11 protein-coding genes are annotated in these 20943 nt (G+C 45.9%); 10 read left to right on the forward strand and 1 reads right to left on the reverse strand.

What is annotated here, in order from left to right; genetic code table 11:
* The first annotated feature begins 47 nt into the window (after positions 1-47).
* Together ACO6V5_RS03025 and ACO6V5_RS03030 are read left to right on the forward strand one after the other, a co-directional pair.
* A complete protein-coding gene (locus tag ACO6V5_RS03025) occupies positions 48-1844 on the forward strand; it encodes a WD40 repeat domain-containing protein (protein WP_422410973.1) in 1797 nt (598 codons plus the stop codon).
* A 167-nt stretch (positions 1845-2011) separates the two neighbouring features.
* The gene (locus tag ACO6V5_RS03030; protein WP_422410971.1) at positions 2012-3856 is read left to right on the forward strand and encodes an F-box/WD repeat-containing protein; all 1845 of its coding nucleotides are present in this window, start codon (positions 2012-2014) and stop codon (positions 3854-3856) included.
* A 133-nt stretch (positions 3857-3989) separates the two neighbouring features.
* Here ACO6V5_RS03030 and ACO6V5_RS03035 read toward each other — a convergent pair whose 3' ends face one another.
* Positions 3990-4601 carry a hypothetical protein gene (locus ACO6V5_RS03035; protein ID WP_422134399.1) on the reverse strand — a complete coding sequence of 204 codons (612 nt, stop codon included), beginning with the start codon at positions 4599-4601 and terminating at the stop codon, positions 3990-3992.
* Positions 4602-4922: 321 nt separating this feature from the next.
* Between ACO6V5_RS03035 and ACO6V5_RS03040 the strand changes: the two genes are divergently transcribed.
* The 8 genes from ACO6V5_RS03040 (at position 4923) to ACO6V5_RS03075 (ending at position 20870) form a co-directional block, all read left to right on the forward strand.
* Complete coding sequence (locus ACO6V5_RS03040; RefSeq protein ID WP_422410968.1) at positions 4923-6716, forward strand: F-box/WD repeat-containing protein; 1794 nt, start codon at positions 4923-4925, stop codon at positions 6714-6716.
* A gap of 166 nt (positions 6717-6882) precedes the next feature.
* Positions 6883-8727, forward strand: a complete 1845-nt coding sequence (locus tag ACO6V5_RS03045) for an F-box/WD repeat-containing protein (protein WP_422410966.1) — start codon at positions 6883-6885, stop codon at positions 8725-8727.
* Positions 8728-8859: 132 nt separating this feature from the next.
* Positions 8860-10668, forward strand: coding sequence for an F-box/WD repeat-containing protein (locus ACO6V5_RS03050; RefSeq protein ID WP_422410964.1), 1809 nt, complete (start codon positions 8860-8862; stop codon positions 10666-10668).
* Positions 10669-10982: 314 nt separating this feature from the next.
* Positions 10983-12815, forward strand: coding sequence for an F-box/WD repeat-containing protein (locus ACO6V5_RS03055; RefSeq protein ID WP_422410962.1), 1833 nt, complete (start codon positions 10983-10985; stop codon positions 12813-12815).
* Positions 12805-14604, forward strand: a complete 1800-nt coding sequence (locus tag ACO6V5_RS03060; protein WP_422441891.1) for an F-box/WD repeat-containing protein — start codon at positions 12805-12807, stop codon at positions 14602-14604. Before ACO6V5_RS03055 ends, ACO6V5_RS03060 begins: the two co-directional genes overlap by 11 nt.
* A gap of 340 nt (positions 14605-14944) precedes the next feature.
* Entirely contained in the window at positions 14945-16744 is a 1800-nt protein-coding gene (locus tag ACO6V5_RS03065; protein ID WP_422441889.1) for an F-box/WD repeat-containing protein, read from the forward strand.
* Positions 16745-17084: 340 nt separating this feature from the next.
* Positions 17085-18887: an F-box/WD repeat-containing protein gene (locus ACO6V5_RS03070; RefSeq protein ID WP_422138412.1), complete on the forward strand. Its 1803-nt coding sequence runs from the start codon at positions 17085-17087 to the stop codon at positions 18885-18887.
* Positions 18888-19064: 177 nt separating this feature from the next.
* Positions 19065-20870, forward strand: coding sequence for an F-box/WD repeat-containing protein (locus ACO6V5_RS03075; RefSeq protein ID WP_422412735.1), 1806 nt, complete (start codon positions 19065-19067; stop codon positions 20868-20870).
* Positions 20871-20943 lie beyond the last annotated feature (73 nt).

The raw sequence follows: 20943 nt of genomic DNA on the forward strand, positions 1-20943 counted from the left end.
AACGCCCTTTTTAATCCGGGGAAAATGCTTACCAGGAGTCACAAGGTTTGGAAGCTACCGATAATAAATCCACCAGGTTTGGTTCACTCTCGCCGTCAACTAATCGTGATCAACCGGAGGGGGAGGGATTATCCGGTGTCAGCGCAGGCCGGTCCGTCGCTATACCTGATAAGAGAAAAACGAAAAAATCTTTATTTTTCGATTTACCTATTGAAACAACCAATAAAATTATTGGTTTGTTGGAGTTTCGAGATGTTACCCGCTTACAGCAGGTTTGTAATTACTTTAACTGGGCTGTTAAAAACGATCATGCACTGGAAAGGGCCTGGTACCGCCGGTTTCCTATACCACACCAGGATCAATTAAAGAAAATCCTTGCTACAAAGAATAAAGAACAACTCCGTCATTGGCTGCGACCGTTTACCAGGGATGAAGCGTTCGTTAAATCACTCGTAAATGATCGAGAGAAAGTTTATTTTCCCGCTCTCTTTTATTTCACCAAAGCCCGGCTGATGTCTGAATACAAAACCTATAATGCAGTCGGAGAAGTCGAGATTACCCATGAAATCGGTGTGTATTCAGTCACCTTCAGTGCCGATGGCAGCCGCCTGATGACCGAGGGAGGCGATGGCGTGAAAATCTACGGCCAAAAGGCCAATGGATCATGGGAAAGAGAAATCTTCATTCCCCACGAAGACAATGTTGAATTGGCCATCTTATGCGACGATGGCAGCCACCTGGCGATCGCCACTTTTGATTATAGGGTAAAAATCTATGGTCAAGTCGATGGGGTATGGGCACAGAAACTCGCCATTTCCCATGATGACGATTGCTCCTCAGTTGCTTTCAGTGCCGATGGCCGCCATTTAGTGACCTCCGGCCATGATAAGACGGCGAAAATTTGTGTTCAGGGAGACGATGGGACATGGGAAGAAAAACTCACTATTTCCCATGATGAATGGGTTGTCTCAGCCACCTTCAGCGCCGATAGTCGCCATTTGGTGACCGCCAGTTGCGACAAGACTGCAAAAATCTATGGTCAGAAGGACGATGGATCCTGGGAAGAAGAAGTCACCATTTTCCATGACGCTAGTATCATATCAGCCGACTTCAGCCCCGATAACTGCCATGTTGTGGCTGTCGGTGTCGATTACAAGGTGAAAATCGTTTACGGATCATGGGGAACAGAAGCCTCCATTGACCATGATGACAGGGTGCGCTCAGCCACCTTTAGTCCCGATAGCCGCCATTTGGCAACGACCGATATGTTTAAAACGGCGAAAATCTGCGGTCAAAAGGACGATGGGTCATGGCAGGAAGAAGTCATCATTACCCATAAGGACCATGTCAAGTCAGCCGTCTTTAGCCCCAATGGCCGCCATGTGGTAACCGCCAGTTGGGACAAGACTGCAAAAATCTACGGTCAGAACGACGACGGATCATGGGAAGAAAAGTGCACTATCCGCCATGGTGACCGTGTCCTCACAGCCATCTTCAGCCCCGATGGTCGCCATGTGGTGACGGCCAGTCTCGATCACACGGCGAAAATCTACGGTCTGAAGACTGACGGATCCTGGATCGAAAAGGCCACTATTTCCCATCTGGGTGCTGTCAAATCAGCCATCTTCAGCGCCGATGGACGCCTTGTGGTGACCACCAGTTCGGATGGTAAGGCAAAAATCTATGGTCAGAATACTTTTGAATCCTGGGTAGAAAAAGCCATCGTTACCCATAGACATAAAGAATCGACCGAAGTAAATCGCCTTAGCGCCAGTGGCCACCATCTGGTGGCACCCCTTAACGATAACTGTGTGATCATTTATAAACTGTCGATGAATGATTGACTGTTTGCTTTCAGAAGTAAAAGGGACGCCATTGTGCCTGTGCTGAAATGCAGAAAAATTTTTAAGACCTTGTTTTGAACTTTTATTTCAAAATTGATTCTAATCTACTTCATCAATTTTGAGCGTCCCTGTATTTTGGGGCATTACTTACTTTGGAAAAACCAGATATGCTTTATGCTGCTAAAGAATCAGGCATAGTCGGTTCATCCTCGACCCCAACCAAGCTCGCACGATTAAAGGCAGAGTCGCCTGGTGTCAGTGTGGGTAGATCCGTCACTATACCTGACAGAGAAATCAAGCAAACAGTTTTATTGCACGATTTGCCCGAGGAATTAACCATTAAAATTATTCGCTTGTTGGAACTTCGGGATATTGCCCGTTTACAACAGGTATCGACTCACATAAACAGGGTTATTAAAAACGATCATGCTCTGGCTAAGGCATGGTATGAAAGGTTTCCTTCATTACATCAAGATCAACTTAAGAAAATCCTTCCCGCCAATGATAAAGAACAACTTCGCAGTTGGCTGCGACCATTTACGAAGGATGAAACGTTAATTGAATCACTCATAAAAAGCCGGAAGAGCGTTTATTTTTCTGCTTTGTTCCATTTCACCAGAACTGGACTCATGTCTCGCTGTAGAACATTTAATTTAGTTACAAAAAACACCACTTCAAATAGTTGGGTCATTTCAGAAGCCTTTAGCGCCAGTGGCTGTCATCTGGTGGCGTACGGCTGTGATCATAAAAAGATGAGAGTCTATAGCCGGGAGGTCGATGGGTCTTGGGTAAGAAAAGTAACCATTTCCCATGATGACTTGATCGACTCAGTCTCCTTCAGTGCAGATGGCAGCCATGTGATGACCCTCAGCAGTTCGGATGGCAAGGTGAAAATACATGGTCATAAAGCCGATGGCTCATGGGAAGAAAAAACTACCATTTCCCATGATGACTACACCAACTCAGCCTCTTTCAGCCCGGATGGCTGCTATCTGGTAACCGCCAGTAACGATAACACGGCAAAAGTCTATGGTCAGAGCGGCGATGGCTCATGGGAACAAAAACTCACCATTTCCCATAATGATTGGATCTACTCAGTCTGTTTCAGTGCCGATAGTCACCATTTGGCGACTATCAGTTGCGATAACACAGCAAAAATTTATGGTCAGAAGACAGATGGATCATGGGGAAAAGAAGCCACCATTTCCCACGGTAAATGGGTCACCTCTGCCAGCTTTAGCCCCGATGACTGCCATGTGGTGACCGTCGGCGATGATAACATTGCGAAAATCTTCAGCTTTCAGCTCGATGGATCATGGGAAGAAAAGGTCGCAGTTTCCCACGATCTCTGGATCAGCTCGGTCACATTCAGTGCTGATAGTCGCAGAATGGTGACCACCAGTAACGATTGCACAGCGAAAATCTTTGGTCTCAAGACGGGTGAGACATGGGAAGAAGAAGTTACCATCAACCACGATCACAGGGTTAACTCAGCCAGCTTCAGCCCCAATGGCTGCCATGTAATCACCGTCAGTAACGATAACAAGGTGAAAATCTGTGGTCTGAAGGTTGATGGATTATGGGAAGAAAAAGCCATCATTTCTCATGATGACTTAATCAACTCAGCCACCTTCAGCGCCGATGGACGCAGTGTGGTGACCGCCAGTAAAGATGGAACGGCAAAAATCTATGGTCTGAAGGCCGATGGGTCATGGAGGGAAGAAGTCACCATTTTCCATGCTTCCTCGGTCAACTCAGCCTCCTTTAGCCCCGATAGTCGCCACGTGGTGACCGCCAGTAAAGATCGGGCAGCAATAATCTATGGTCAGCAGATTGATGGATCATGGGTCAAAAAAGCCATCATTGTACAGAATGGTTCAATTGACTCAGCTGCTTTTAGCGCTGACGGTCACCATGTAGTGACTACCCGTTCTTTTGCACCTGTTGACCAGCTGCTGAAGAAGTATACGTTCAGTGCTTTTCCGGGATCCATAAGCCCGCCACCTTTGTAGGGGACAATTTCGGGACAAAGCTTGATATGAAAGGCTGAATAGGTGGCCGATAGCAGGTACTATGCAAGCCTGGTACCTAAAGCAGTCACCTTTCGTGCAATACACCCATTTACTGGCAATTTTGTTCAGGCTGTTAATGTAACGCTGCGCTCATTAAGTCCAACGTTATTTTGTGCTCACTTTCCAAGCCAGAACTAGTACACTTTGTTAAAAAAAGCTCATCATTTTTCAACAAATTGTAGAATTTTGATAAAAAATCTTTTGCCTTTTCGCTGATTTCTTTATCTTCCAGCTTGTCTATGTCAGAAAAAGTTACAGTTTGGCAGTCATCATATACTTCTCCTGTTTCATGAAATGGAAAGTAACCCACTCCTTCACAAAGAGATATTAACTGATCTAAATTCTGCTCCTCATGTTGCAAAGAACATTCAGGCACACGGCGAAGCAGTCGTTCTTTCATTTTTCTTGCATAGAACTTTTTTGAAGAAACTGCTCTTGGCTGCTCTCTGGCAAGTAATGAAGCGCGGTATAGATCTAGCATCTCGAGATTTCTATTCAACACGGAATGAGAAAAAGTGTATAAGACCTGTCCAGTTAGTCGAAACTCTTTTAAATGTAACTCATCAATGAGGGTGGTCAGACTGTTGAACGCATTATAGAGCGGTGATGCATTGGCATTATATGTGTAAAAAACAGAAATAATAAAAATAATTCGAGTGATTGCAATGGCTCTGTGATTTTTCATGTGCTTCAGGTTTCTTTACTTTGAAAACTAACCCTGAAAGGTAGCACTTTTTTATTATTCTGCAGGAAGACAATAGCGCTGAAGTCAGCACTAAGTACTCAGCCATACGAAAAGTCCACCATTGCCTGGCTCTCAGGGTCAACTCAGCCAGCTTCAGCACCGATGGAGACACCATTGGGCATGCGCTGAATGACTGAAGCTTCTTGAATGGCACTTAAGGTAATGTCAGGAACTTTTATTTCAAAACCGAGTCTGATTTACTGTCTTAATTTTTAACGCCCTTTTTAATCCGGGGAGAATGCTTACCAGGAGGAATAAGGTTTGGAAGCTACGGATAATAAATCCACAATGGTCGGTTCACTTTGGCCGTCAACCAGTCGCGCTCAATCGAAGGGAGAATTATCGGGTGTCAGTGCGGGTAGGTCCATCGCCATACCTGTAAAGAAAGAAACGGAAAAAAATTTATTTTTTAATTTGCCTTTAGAAGTAACAACACGAATTATTCGCTCGTTGGAGGTTCGGGATGTTGCCTGCTTACAGCAGGTTTGTCATTACTTTAACGGTATTATTAAAAACGATCATGAACTGGAAAGGGCCTGGTATCGACAGTTTTCCTCACCACACCGATATCAATTAAACAAAATTCTTCCTGCAAAGGATAAAGAACAACTTCGTAATTGGCTGAGACCGTTTACGAAGGATGAAGCGTTAATCGAATCAGTCATAACACAACGAGAGCAAGTTTATTTTCCTGATCTATTCTATTTCACCAAAGCTCGACTGGTGTCTGAATGCACAAGGTTTAAAGTAGATAGAGAAATCTTCATTAGCCATTATGAAGATGTATTCTCAGCCATCTTTAGCGCCAATGGAACCCGCTTGGTGACTGGCGGTAGCCATGGGGCGAAAATCTGTGGTCAGAAGGCCAATGGGTTTTGGGAAGAAGAAATCTTTATTTCCCATGTCACCAATGTCAGATCAGCCACCTTCAGTGCAGATGGTCGCCATGTGGCGACCGCCAGCAAAGATCGAACGGCAAAAATCTATGGTCAGGTCGATGGGTCATGGGAAGCGAAACTTACCATTTCCCATGATGATTGGGTTAACTCAGCCACCTTCAGCGCCGATAGTCGCCATTTGGTGACCGCCAGTATGGATACAACGGCGAAAATCTGCGTTCAGGGAGCCGATGGATCATGGGAAGAAAAACTCACCATCTCCCATGATGATTCTGTCAACACAGCCAGCTTCAGTCCGGATGGCTGCTATGTGGTGACGGCCAGTGACGATAACACGGCCAAAATCTATTGTCAGAGGACTGATGGATCATGGGTAGAAAGAGCCAACATTTTTCATGATAAGTTTGTCCTCTCAGCCACCTTCAGCCCCGATAGCCGCCATGTGGTGACTGTTGGTTACGATCACAAGGTGAAAATCGTCTATGGATCATGGGCGTCAGAAGTCTCCATTGATCATGATGATACGGTCACATCAGCCACTTTTAGTGCTGATAGCCGCCATCTGGTAACGGCCAGTTACGATAAGACGGCGAAAATCTTTGGTCAGAAGATCGATGGTTCATGGGAAGAAGAAACCGTTATTTTCCATGATGACCGTGTTAACTCAGCCGCGTTCAGTCCTAAAGGCCGCTATGTAGTCACGGCAAGTGACGACAAAACAGCGAAAATTCATGGTCAGAAGGGCGACGGATCATGGGAAGAAAAGCGCATTATTTATCATGATGACCGTGTCCTCTCGGCCATTTTCAGCCCCGATGGCCGCCATGTGGTGACGGCCAGTCTCGATTACACGGCGAAAATCTATGGTCTGAAGACTGACGGATCTTGGGTCGAAAAGGCCATCATTCCCCATCTAAGTTTTGTCGAATCAGCCACTTTCAGTGCTGATGGCTGCCTTGTGGTGACCACCAGCTCAGATGGGAAGGCAAAAATCTATGGTCAGGATACTTTTGGATCCTGGGTAGAAAAAGCCATCGTTACCCATAGACACAGAGATTCGACCAAAGTAAATCGCCTTAGCACCAATGGCCACCATCTGGTGGCGCCCTTTGACGATAACAGCGTGATGATTTATAAGCTTTCGATGAATGATTGACTGTTTGCTTTTAGAAATAAAAGGAACGCCATTTTGCATGTGCTGAAATACAGAAACTTTTTAAGACCCTGTTTTGAACTTTTATTTCAAATTAGATTCTAATTTTCTTTATCAATTTTGAACGTCTTTGTTTATCGGGGCGGTACTAACTCAGGAAAATTCAGAGATGCTTTCTGATGCTAATAACTCAGGCTCAGTCGATTCATTCTCGACCCCAAACAATCTCGCACAATCAGAGGGAGAGTCATCGGGTGTCAGTGTGGGTAGAACCGTGGCTGTAGCAGATACAAACCTTAAGAAAACCGTTTTATTGCACGATTTGCCCGAAGAATTAACCATCAAAATTATCCGCTTGTTGGAATTTCGGGATATTGCCCGTTTACAACAGGTGTCGACTCACTTAAACAGGGTTATTAAAAACGATCATGCTCTGGCAAAGGAATGGTATCAACGGTTTCCTTCAGCACATCAATATCAACTTAAGAAAATCCTTCTAAACACAGATAAAGAACAACTTCGTAACTGGCTGCGACCGTTTACGAAGGATGAAGCGTTAATTGAATCAATCATAGAAAAGCGAGAGAACGTTCATTTTTCTGCTTTGTTCCATTTCACCAAAACTGTACTGATGTCTCAATGTAAGACATTCAATTTAGATACAAAAGCGACCATTTCAAAATATTGGGTTTTTTCAAAAGCCTTCAGCGACGATGGCCGCCATGTTTTGGCGACCAATTGTGATAATAAGAAGGCGAAATTGTATGGGCAGGAGGTCGACGGTTCATGGGCAGAAAAAGCGATCTTTCCCCAAGATTACTGGATCATGTCAGCCACCTTTAGCGGAGATGGTAGTCATCTGGTGACCTTCAGTGGTTTTGAAAACATGGTGAAAATCCATGGACAGATAGCCGATGGCTCATGGGAAGAAAAAGCTACCTTTTCCCATGATGAATGTCTCAACTCAGCCTCCTTCAGCCCAGACGGATGCTATGTGGTAACCGCCAGTAACGATAACACGGCAAAAATCTACGGTCAGAGCGTCGATGGCTCATGGGACCATAAACTCACTCTTTCCCATAGTGGTTGGATCAACTCAGCCTGTTTCAGTGCCGATAGCCAGCATCTTGTGACTGTTGGTTGCGACAACATGGCAAAAATTTATGGTCAGAAGACCGATGGAACCTGGAGAGAAGAAACCACTGTTTTCCATAATAATTGGGTCACCTCAGCCACCTTTAGTCCCGATGACCGCCATTTGGTGACCGTCAGCAATGATAGTAGGGCCAAAATCCTCAGCTTCGAGGTCGATGGATCATGGGAAGAGAAAGTCACCATTTCCCACGATCGCTGGATCAGCTCGGTCACTTTCAGTGCTGATAGTCGCAGAGTGGTGACCACCAGTAACGATTACACAGCAAAAATCTTTGGTCTCAAGACGGGTGGTTCATGGGAAGAAGAAGCCACCATTTCTCACCATCTCAGGGTCGAATCGGCCACCTTCAGCCTCGATGGCTGCTATGTAATGACTGTCGGTGACGATGACGTGGCGAAAATCTGTGGTCCGAAGGCTGATGGATCATGGGAAGAAAAAATCACCATTTCCCATAATGACATTATCGAATCAGCCACCTTCAGTGCCGATGGACGCCGTGTGGTGACTGCCAGCAGAGATGGAACGGCAAAAATCTATGGTCTCAAGATCGATGGATCATGGAGAGAAGAAGCCATCATTTCCCAGGATAACTGGATCAACTCAGCCTCCTTCAGCTCCGATGGCCGCCATGTGGTGACCGCCAGTATTAATGGAACAGCCATAATCCATAGTCAGCAGGTTGATGGATCATGGGTCGAAAAAGCCATCATGATACAGAACACTAAGATTCACTCAGCTACTTTTAGCGCTGACAGTCACCATGTGCTGACCACCAGTACTTTTGCACCCATCGACCAGCTGCTGAAGAAGTATACGTTCAGTGCTTTTCCACGATCCATAAGCCCGCCGCCACCTTGATCACTTTTCTTGAAACTTCGAACAGGGTTTTATAGCAATCGAACTTTTATTTCAAAATTGACTCAAAGTTCCTGCGTCAAATTCGAACGTCCTTTTCAATCGAGGGTAATACTAACTCAGGGTAAATCAGGTATGGATAGTGTAAATAATAAATCCGGCATGGTTGGTCCATGCTCGCCTCCAACCAAGCTCCTGCGATCGGAGCGAGAACCCTCTGTTGTCAGTGCGGGCAGGTCTGTTACTGTAGCTGACGAAGCAATAAAGAAAACAGCTTCATTACAGGATTTGCCCGAGGAATTAACCATCAAAATTTTTTGCTTGTTGGAGTTTCGGGATATTGCCCGTTTACAACAGGTCTCGACTCACTTTTATGGGGTTATTAAACGCAATCATGTTCTGGCAAAGGCGTGGTATCAGCGGTTTTCTTCACCATACCAATATCAATTGAAGACAACCTTGCCCACAGAGGATAAAAAACAACTCCGTCACCGGCTGCGACCATTTACAAAGGATAAAGCGTTAGTCAAATCGCTCATAAAAAAACGGAAGAAAACTTATTTTCCTGCGCTGTTTTATTTCACCAAAGCCCGACTGATGTCTGAATGCGAAACCTTCAGAGTAGTTAAAAAAGTTACCATTACCCACGATATCTGGGTCAACTCAGCCACTTTCAGCTCTAATGGCCGCCATATTGTCACGGCCAGTCTTGATAACACGGCGAAAATATATGGCCAGAAGGACGACGGGAAATGGGTAAAAGAAAGGACTATTATGCATGATCACTTTGTCGACTCAGCCACCTTCAGTGCAGATAGCAGTCATCTGGTGACCGTCAGTGGTTGGGATAATAAGTTGAAAATCCATAGCCAGAAGGCCAATGGGTCATGGGAAGAAAAAGCCACCATTTCTCATGGTGACTATATCAACTCAGTGACCTTCAGCCCCGATAGTTGCCATCTGGTGACCAGCAGTCAGGATAATACGGCGAAAATCTGTGGGCAAAAGGACGATGGATCATGGGAAGAAAAAATCACCATTTTGCATGATAACTGGCTCAACCCGCCCACCTTCAGCCCCGATGGCCGTCATCTGGTGACTATGAGTAGAGATAAAAAGGCGAAAATTTATGGTCAGAAGACCGATGGATCATGGGTAGAAGAAACCACCCTTTCCCTTGATCACAATGTCCACTTAGCCAGCTTTAGTGCTGATAGCCGTCTAGTGGTGACCGCCGGTACAGGCAACAAGGTACAAATCCATAGCCTGGGGGCTGATGGTTCATGGGAAAAAGAAGTCAATATTTTGCATGATCGCTGGGTCACTTCAGCCAATTTCAGCTCCGATGGTTGCCGTGTGGTGACCGCCAGCAGAGATGGCAAGGCAAAAATCTGTGGTCAGAGATTCAACGGCTCATGGGAAAAAGAAGTCACCATTTTGCATGATAATTGGGTCAACTCAGCCTGCTTTAGTCCCGATGACCGCCATGTGGTGACTGCCAGTAAGGATCGCAAGGCGAAAATCTGTAGTCAGAAGGACGATGGAGTCTGGGAAAAAAAGCTCAGCATTTCCCATAATGACGATGTCATCTCCGCCACCTTCAGCCCCGATAGCCGCCATGTGGTGACTGCCAGTATGGATGGCAAGGCGAAAATCTGCGGTCAGAAGACTGACGGATCATGGGTCGAAAAAGCCATCATTTCCCATAGAGATGGGGTCAAATCAGCTACCTTTAGTGACGATGGCTGTCATGTACTGACCGTCAGTCGGGATGGAACAGCAAGAATCTATGGCCACAAGACCGATGGATCATGGGTCGAAAAAGTCATTATTTCCCGCAAAAGCCGGATCAACTCAGTTACTTTCAGTGCCGATGGATACCACTTTGTAACCGTATCTGACGATAACAAAGTGCGAATTAATAAATTAAAGAGGGATAAATGATTGTTTGTTTAGTGTGACAAATAAAAGGGACGCCATTCTGCATTCGCTGAAAGATAGAAACTTAAGACCCTGTCAGGAACTTTTATTTCAAAGCCGCCTCTAATTGTTTTTATCAATTTAGAACCTCTTTGTTAAGAGGGTGTCGCAAAACTCTAACAACTCGTTCCCACGCTCTGCTTGGGAATGCATACCTCCCCTGAAAAGCGGACTCTGCAGCGCGAGATGGGTATGGGTTCCCACGCTGGAGCATGGGAACCAGAGTTTTGCTACACCCTCTTAATCGAGGGGAGATAATAGCTCAGGGGAAATCAGATATGCATTCTGAGTTTAGTCACTCCGGCATATCCGGCTCGTACTCGCTACCGGCCAATCTGGCAAGACCGGAGGGTGAAGAATCTGCTGTCATGGCCTGCAGGTCTGTCACTTTACCTGACACAGAAATAAAGAAAACCGCTTCATTGCAAGGTTTGCCCGAGGAAATAACCGTCAAAATTATTCGCTTGTTGGAACTTCGGGATATTGCCCGACTGCAACAGGTGTCGAGTCACTTGTACAGGGTTATTAAAAACGATCATGCTCTGGCAAAGGCATGGTATCAACGGTTTTCTTCACCACATCAATATCAACTAAAGAAAATCCTTCCTGCACAGGATAAAGAACAACTTCGTAATTGGCTGCGGCCGTTTACGAAGGACGAAGCCTTAGTAAAATCACTCATAAAATATCGAAAGACAGTTTGTTTTCCTGCTTTGTTCCATTTCACCAGAACTGGATTGATGTCTCGATGTAAAACATTCCATTTGGATACAAAAGCTACCATTGCACATAATATTGGGGTCTCATCAGCCGTCTTTAGCACCGATGGCCGCCATCTGGTGACGGCCAGTTACGACGACACGGCGAAAATATATGACCAGGAGGACGATGGTAAATGGGTAGAAAGAATCACCATTTTTCATAATCATTTTGTCGGTTCTGCCACTTTTAGTGCAGATGACCGCCACGTGTTGACCGTCTGCGGTTGGGATAACAAGGTGAAAATCCATGGTAAGAAAGCCGATGGGTCCTGGGAAGAAAAAACCACCATTTCCCATGAAGACTTCGTCGTGTCAGCTACCTTCAGCCCGGATGGCTGCTATGTAGTGACCGCCAGCAACGATAACACGGCAAAAATCTATGGTCTGGGCGTTGATGGGTCATGGGAGCAAAAACTCACCATTTCCCATAATCACCAGATCAACTCAGCCACCTTCAGCGCTGATAGCTTTCATGTAGTAACCGCCAGCTACGATATGACGTCAAAAATCCTTAGCCGACAGACTGATGGGTCATGGCAAGAAAAAGCCATCATTTCCCATGATAGCTGGATCGAATCAGCCACTTTTAGCGCCGATGACCGTCATTTGGCGACCATGAGTCGCGCTTTCGAGGTGAAAATCCACAGCCAGGAGAACGATGGATTATGGCAAGAAAAACTCACTATTTCCCACGCTCGCTGGGTCAGCTCAGTCATATTCAGTCCTGATGCCAGCCGTCTGTTGACCGCCAGTTGGGATAAGACGGCGAAAATCTTTGGTCTGAAGGCCGATGGGTCATGGAGAGAAGAAACCACCATTTCCCACAGTCTCGGTGTCCATTCAGCCGCCTTTAGTCCCGATGGCAGCTACACAGTAACCGTCAGTGCGGATAAAACGGCGAAAATCTGTGGTCCAAAGGATGATGGATCATGGGAAGAAAAAGTCACCATTTCCCATCCTAACTCAATCATCTCAGCCACCTTCAGTGCCGATGGACGCAGTGTGGTGACCGCCAGCAAAGATGGAACGGCAAAAATCTATGGCCTGAAGACCGATGGATCATGGCAGGAAGAAGTCACCCTTTCCCATGATTCCCGGATCAATACAGCCTCCTTTAGTCCCGATGGTCGCCATGTGTTGACTGCCACTCGCGATGGTTCGGTAAAAATCTATGGTCAGCAGATGGATGGATCATGGATCGAAAAAGCCATCATTTTCAATGAGGGTTCGATTGACTCAGCCAGCTTTAGCTCTGATGGCCATCATGTGGTGACCACCTGTACCGATGGCCGGGTGCAAATTTATAGGCTAGGGGCGTCTGATTCAGGAGAAACCAGACATGCATCCTAATGCTGACAACTTTGGCGTAGTCGATTCAACCTCGCTACCACCTGTGAGCACTTCATTGGGGGAAGAACCGTCGGGTGTCAATGCGGGCAGGTCCGTCACTGTGCCTGAAAAAGAAATAGAGAAAACCGCTTTATTGCACGATTTGCCCGAGGAATTAACCCTCAAAATTTTTCGCTTTTTGGAACTTCGGGATATCATCAGTTTGCAACAGGTATCTACACACTTAAACAGGTTTATTAAAAACGAATATGTTCTGGAAAAGACGTGGTATCGCCGGTTTTCTTTACCACATCAATATCAATTGAAAAAAAGCCTTCCTGTAAAGGATAAAGAACAGCTCCGAAATTGGCTGCGACCGTTTACGAAGGATCAGGGATTAGTCGAATCACTCATAAAACACCGAAAGGCCGTTTATTTTCCTGCCCTGTTTCATTTTGCAAAAGCCCGACTGATGTCTCAATACGAAAAGTATAATGTCGATACAGAGGCCGTTATTGCTCATGAAGACAGGTTGAACTCAGCCAACTTCAGCCCCGATGGGAGCCACCTGGTGACGGCCAGTGACGATGCAACGGCGATAATCTATGGTCAGAGGGCCAATGGATCATGGGTAAAAAAAGGCATCATTTGCCATCAAAACATTGTCAAATCTGCCATCTTCAGCGCCGATGGCTGCCATCTGGTGACTGTCAGTTGGGATTGTAGGGCAAAAATCTATAGTCAAATCGATGGGACATGGGAAGAGAAGCTCACCATTTCCCATGATGATTTCTTCTCAGTCACCTTCAGTGCCGGTGGCCGCCATTTGGTGACCACCAGTGAGGATAACACGGCGAAACTCTGTGTTTTGGGAGACGATGGTACATGGGAAGAAAAACTCACCATTTCCCATGATGATTGGGTCAGCTTTGCTGCCTTCAGCGCCGATAGTCGTCATTTGCTGACCGCCAGTTTTGATAACACAGCAAGAATCTATAGTCAGGAAGCTGATGGGTCATGGGTAAAAAAAATCATCATTTTCCATGACCAACGGATCAACACAGTTACCTTCAGTGCCGATAGTCACCGTGTGGTGACAGCCTCTAACGATGGCACAGTGAAAATCTATGGTCAAAAGGACGATGGCTCATGGGAAGAAGAAACCATCATTTCCCATGATCACCATGTCAACTCAGCTACCTTTAGTGCCGATGACCGCCATGTGGTTACGGCCAGTGAAGATAACACGGCGAAAATCTGTGGTCTGAAGGACGATGGATCATGGGGAGAAGAAACTGTCATTTCCCATAATCGCTATGTCAACTCAGCCGCCTTCAGCCCCAACAGCTGCCATGTGTTGACGACCAGTCACGATAACACGGCGAAAATCTTTAGTAAGAAAGACGACGAATCATGGGAAGAAAAACGCACTATTTCCCATGATAACTATGTCAGCTCTGCCACCTTCAGCCCCGATAGTCGCCATTTGGTGACGGCCAGTAACGATGGCATGGCGAGAATCTATGGTCTGAAGACTGACGGATCCTGGGTCGAAAAGGCCGTCATTTCTCATTTGAGTGCCGTCAAATCAGCCACCTTTAGCGCCGATGGCCGCCTTCTGGTGACCACCAGTACAGATGGAAAGGCAAAAATTTATGGTCAGGATATTAATGGATTATGGGTAGAAAAAGCCGTTGTTGCCCATAGAGGTTTGGCCCAATCAACTGTCCTCAGTGCCAATGGCCACCATTTGGTCTCACCCTTTCCACATAACTATTTGAGAATTTATAAGCTATCTATGAATACTTGATTATTGGCTGTGATAACAAAAGGAACGCCATTGCGCATGTGCTGAAAGGCAGAAATTTCTTTAGTGGCACTTAGCAACCTACTTATGAACTTTTATTTCAAAGCCGACTCTAAGTACCTAACCAGTTGGTTTCGCCTATTCTGGACGGCGGCTTTTTCCATCCTTCTGCGTTCCAACTCTGGTTGCGTAGCTATGGCTACGCGCCCGTCGTTGCGCCTTGAAGGATGAAAAAATCCACTCGCCAGAATATGCGAAACCAACTGGCCAGGTACTTAACTGACTTCATCAATTTTCAATGTCTTTGCTCAGCGGAGAGGTGAAGACTTAAGAGAAACCAGATATGTATTCTGACGTTAATCATTCCGACATAGCCGGTTCACCTTCGCTACCACCTCTGAGCAGTTCATTGGAGGAAGAACCGTCGGGTGTCAATACGGGCAGGTCCGTCACTGTGCCTGAAAAAGAAATAGAGAAAACCGCTTTATTGCACGATTTGCCCGAGGAATTAACCCTCAAAATTTTTCGCTTTTTGGAACTTCGGGATATCATCAGTTTGCAACAGGTATCTACACACTTAAACAGGTTTATTAAAAACGAATATGTTCTGGAAAAGACGTGGTATCGCCGGTTTTCTTTACCACATCAATATCAATTGAAAAAAAGCCTTCCTGTAAAGGATAAAGAACAGCTCCGAAATTGGCTGCGACCGTTTACGAAGGATCAGGGATTAGTCGAATCACTCATAAAACACCGAAAGGCCGTTTATTTTCCTGCCCTGTTTCATTTTGCAAAAGCCCGACTGATGTCTCAATACGAAAAGTATAATGTCGATACAGAGGCCGTTATTGCTCATGAAGACAGGTTGAACTCAGCCAACTTCAGCCCCGATGGCAGCCACCTGGTGACGGCCAGTGACGATGCAACGGCGATAATCTATGGCCAGAGGACTGATGGAACATGGGCAAAAAAAGGCGTCATTTCTCATCAAGGTGGTGTCAGATCTGCCATCTTCAGTGCTGATGGCCGCCATGTGGTGACCGCCAGTTGGGATCACACAGCAAAAATTTATGGTCAAGTCGATGGGGCGTGGGAAGAGATGCTCATTATTTCCCATGATAACGATGTTACTTCAATTATCTTCAGTGCTGATGGCTGCCATTTGGTGACCGCCAGTAAGGATAAAACGGCGAAAATCATTGTCCTGGAAGACGATGGGTCATGGGAAGAAAAACTCACCATTTGCCATAGTGGTTGGGTCCACTTAGCCAGCTTCAGCGACGATAGTCGTCATTTGGTGACTGTCAGTTACGATAACACGGCAAAAATCTTCTGCCTGCGGGACGATGGATCATGGGAAGAAAAAGTCACCATCTCTCATAATTATTTGATCAGATCAGCCGCCTTTAGCGCGGATAGTAGCTGTGTGGTGACGGCCTCTATCGATGAAACAGTGAAAATCTATGGTCAAAAGATCGATGGCTCTTGGGAAGAAGAATCCATCATTTCCCATGACCACTGGGTCAACTCAGCTACCTTCAGTGCTGATAGCCGCCATTTGGTTACGGCCAGTAACGATAAAACGGGAAAAATCTGTGTTCACAGGGACGATGGATCCTGGGGAGAAGTAGCTGCCATTTCCCATAAGGGCAATGTTGACTCAGCCGCCTTCAGCCCCGATGGCCGTCATGTGGTGACAACAAGTAGCGATAAAACGGCGAAAATCTTAAGTAAGAAGGACGACGGATTATGGGAAGAAAAACGCACCATTTCCCATGGTTACGGTATCAGGTCAGCCACCTTCAGCCCCGATGACTGTCATGTGGTGACTGCCGGTAACGATGGCAAGGCGAAAATCTATGGTCTGAAGACTGACGGATGCTGGGTCGAAAAGGCCATCATTTCCCATGAAGCTTCACTCAAAACAGCCACCTTTAGTGTCGATGGCTGCCTTGTGATTACCACCAGTATGGATGGAACGGCAAAAATTTATGGTCAGTGGGCTAATGGGTCATGGATAGAAAAAGCCGTTGTTACCCATAGAGGTATGGCCAAAACTGTCCTCAGTGCCGATGGCTACCATTTGGTTTCACCTTTTCTCTTTGACAATTTGAGAATTTATAAACTATCGATGAAGAACTGATTGTTTGCTGTGATCAATAAACGAACGCCATTGCGTATGTGCTGAAAGGCAGAAATTTCTTTTAGTGGTATCTAACAACACTCTGTGAACTTTTATTTCAAAGCCGACTCTAAGTACCTAACCCGTTGGTTTCGCCTATTCTGGACGGCGGCTTTTTCCATCCTTCTGCGTTCCAACTCTGGTTGCGTAGCTATGGCTACGCGCCCGTCGTTGCGCCTTGAAGGATGAAAAAATCCACTCGCCAGAATATGCGAAACCAACTGGCCAGGTACTTAACTGACTTCATCAATTTTGAATGTCTTTGCTTATCGGAGAGGTGAAGACTTAAGAGAAACCAGATATGTATTCTGACGTTAATCATTCCGACATAGTCGGTTCACCTTCGCTACCACCTGTGAGCATTTCATTGGAGGAAGAACCATCGGGTGTCAATGCGGGCAGGTTCGTCACTGTGCCTGAAAAAGAAATAGAGAAAACCGCTTTATTGCACGATTTGCCCGAGGAATTAACCCTCAAAATTTTTCGCTTTTTGGAACTTCGGGATATCATCAGTTTGCAACAGGTATCTACACACTTAAACAGGTTTATTAAAAACGAATATGTTCTGGAAAAGACGTGGTATCGCCGGTTTTCTTTACCACATCAATATCAATTGAAAAAAAGCCTTCCTGTAAAGGATAAAGAACAGCTCCGAAATTGGCTGAGACCGTTTACGAAGGATCAAGCGTTAATCGAATCACTCATAAAACACCGAAAGGCCGTTTATTTTCCTGCCCTTTTCCATTTCGTCAAAGCCCGACTGATGTCGCAATGCGAAAAGTATAATGTCGATACAGAGGCCGTTATTACTCATAAAGACATCGTGAACTCAGCCACCTTCAGCGCCGATGGTAGCCATCTGGTGACGGCCAGTGACGATGCAACGGCGATAATCTATGGTCAGAGGGCCAATGGCTCATGGGTAAAAAAAGGCATCATTTGCCATCAAAACATTGTCAAATCTGCCATCTTCAGCGCCGATGGCTGCCATCTGGTGACTGTCAGTTGGGATTGTACGGCAAAAATCTATAGTCAAATCGATGGGACATGGGAAGAGAAGCTCACCATTTCCCATGATGACGCTATCACCTCAGTCAACTTCAGTGCCCTTGGCCGCCATTTGGTGACCGCCAGTAAGGATAATACGACGAAAATCTGTTTTCAGGGAGACGATGGGTCATGGGAAGAAAAACTCACCATTTTCCAGGACGATTGGGTCCGCTGTGCCGCCTTCAGCGCCAATGGTAGTCATTTGTTGACCGCTGATCACAATAACACGGCGAGAATCCACGATCAGGAAGTCGATGGATCATGGGCAAAAAAAATCACTATTTTTCATGACCTACGGATCAACTCAGTCACTTTCAGTGCCGATAGTCACCGTGTGGTGACAGCTTCCACAGATGGCACAGTGAAAGTCTATGGTCAAAAGGACGATGGCTCATGGGAAGAAGAAATCATCATTTCCCATGATGAGAAGGTCAACTCAGCTACCTTTAGTACCGATAGCCGCCATTTGGTAACGGCCAGTGAAGACAGCACAGCGAAAATCTGTGGTCTGAAGGACGATGGATCATGGGGAGAAGAAGCTTTCATTTCCCATAGGAGCTATGTCAATTCAGCCGCCTTAAGCCCCAATGGCAATCATGTGGTGACGACAAGTCACGATAACATAGCGAAAATCTGTAGTAAGAAGGGCGACGGATCATGGGAAGAAAAACGCACTATTTCCCATGATAACTATGTCAGCTCTGCCACCTTCAGCCCCGATAGCCGCCATTTGGTGACGGCCAGTAACGATGGCATGGCGAGAATCTATGGTCTGAAGACTGATGGATCCTGGGTCAAAAAGGCCATCATTTCCCATCTGAGTGTTGTCACATCAGCCACCTTTAGCGCCGATGGCCGCCTTGTGGTGACTACCAGTACAGACAGAACGGTAAAAATTTATGGTCAGGATAGTAGTGGATTATGGGTAGAAAAAGCCGTTGTTGACCATAAAGGTTCGCCCAAATCAACTGCCCTCAGTGCCAATGGCCACCATTTGGTTTCGCCCTTTCGCCATAACAAATTGAGAATTTATAAGCTATCTATGAATACTTGATTATTGGCTGTGATCAATAAAAGGGACGCCATTGCGCGTGTGCTGAAAAGCAAAAATTTTTTGGTGACACTTACAACCTGTTATGAACTTTTATTTCAAAGCCGACTCTAATTGACTTCATCAATTTTGAAATTCTTTGTTAATCGGGGGGGGATAGTCAATCAGGAGAAACCAGATATGTATTCTGAGGTTAATCATTCCGACATAGCCGGTTCACCTTTGCTACCAGATGTAAGCACTTCATTGGCGAAAGAACTAACGGGTGTCAGTGCGGGTGGCAGGTCCGTTGCTGTGCCTGAAAAAGAAATGGAGAAAACCGCTTTATTGCACGATTTGCCCGAGGAATTAACCCTCAAAATTTTTCGCTTTTTGGAACTTCGGGATATTGTCAGTTTGCAGCGGGTATCTAAACACTTAAACAGGTTTATTAAAAGCGAACATGTTCTGGAAAAGACATGGTATCGCCGGTTTTCTTTATCACATCAATATCAATTGAAAAAAAGCCTTCCTGTAAAGGATAAAGAACAGCTCCGAAATTGGCTGCGACCGTTTACGAAGGATCAAGCGTTAATTGAATCACTCATAAAACACCGAAAGGCCGTTTATTTTCCTGCCCTGTTTCATTTCGCAAAAGCCCGACTGATGTCTCAATACGAAAAATATAATGTCGATACAGAGGCCGTTATTGCTCATGAAGGCAGGGTGAACTCAGCCACCTTCAGCCCCGATGGTAGCCACCTGGTGACGGCCAGTGAGGATGCAACGGCGATAATCTATGGCCAGGGGACTGATGGAACATGGGCAAAAAAAGGCGTCATTTCTCATCAGGGTGGTGTCAGATCTGCCATCTTCAGTGCCGATGGCCGCCATGTGGTGACCGCCAGTTGGGATCACACAGCAAAAATTTATGGTCAAGTCGACGGGACGTGGGAAGAGATGCTCACCATTTCCCATGATAACGATGTTACTTCAATTATCTTCAGTGTTGATGGCTGCCATTTGGTGACCGCCAGTAAGGATAAAACGGCGAAAATCTTTGCGCTGGAAGACGATGGGTCATGGGAAGAAAAACTCACCATTTGCCATGGTGCTTGGGTCCACCTGGCCACCTTCAGCGACGATAGTCGTTATTTGGTGACTGCCAGTTACGACAACACAGCAAAAATCTTCTGCCTGCGGGACGATGGATCATGGGAAGAAAAAGTCACCATCTCCCATAATTGTTTGATCAGATCAGCCGCCTTTAGCGCTGATAGTAGCTGTGTGGTGACGGCCTCTAACGATCACACAGCGAAAATCTTTGGTCAAAAGATCGATGGCTCTTGGGAAGAAGAATCCATCATTTCCCATGATCAATGGGTCAACTCAGCTACCTTTAGTGCTGATAGCCGCCATTTGGTAACGGCCAGTGAGGATAACACGGCGAAAATCTTTGGTCTGAAGGACGATGGATCCTGGGGAGAAGAAGCTGTCATTTCCCATAAGGGCAATGTTGGCTCAGCCACCTTCAGCTCCGATGGCCGTCATGTGGTGACAGCAAGTAGCGATGAAACGGCGAAAATCTTTAGTATGAAGGACGACGGATTATGGGAAGAAAAACGCACCATTTCCCATGAATACGGTATCAGGTCAGCCACCTTCAGCCCCGATAACCGTCATGTGGTGACCGCCTGTAGCGATGGCATGGCGAAAATCTATGGTCTGAAGACTGACGGATCCTGGGTCAAAAAGGCCGTTATTTCCCATGTAGGTTCACTCAAAACAGCTACTTTCAGTGCTGATGGCGGCCTTGTTTTGACCACCAGTCTGGATGGAACGGCAAAAATTTATGGTCATTGGGCTAATGGTTCATGGGTAGAAAAAGCCGTTGTTACCTATTTAGGTTCTGTCAAATCAACTGCCCTCAGTACCAATGGCCACCATTTGGCTTCGCCCTTTCACCTTGGCGAATTGAGAATTTATAAGCTATCGATGAATCATTGATTGTTTGCTGTGATCAATAAAAGGGACACCATTGCGCATGTGCTGAAAGGCAGAAATTTCTTTGGTGGTAATT

The sequence above is a fragment of the Endozoicomonas sp. ALD068 genome (assembly GCF_049310145.1).
Classification (GTDB): domain Bacteria; phylum Pseudomonadota; class Gammaproteobacteria; order Pseudomonadales; family Endozoicomonadaceae; genus Endozoicomonas_A.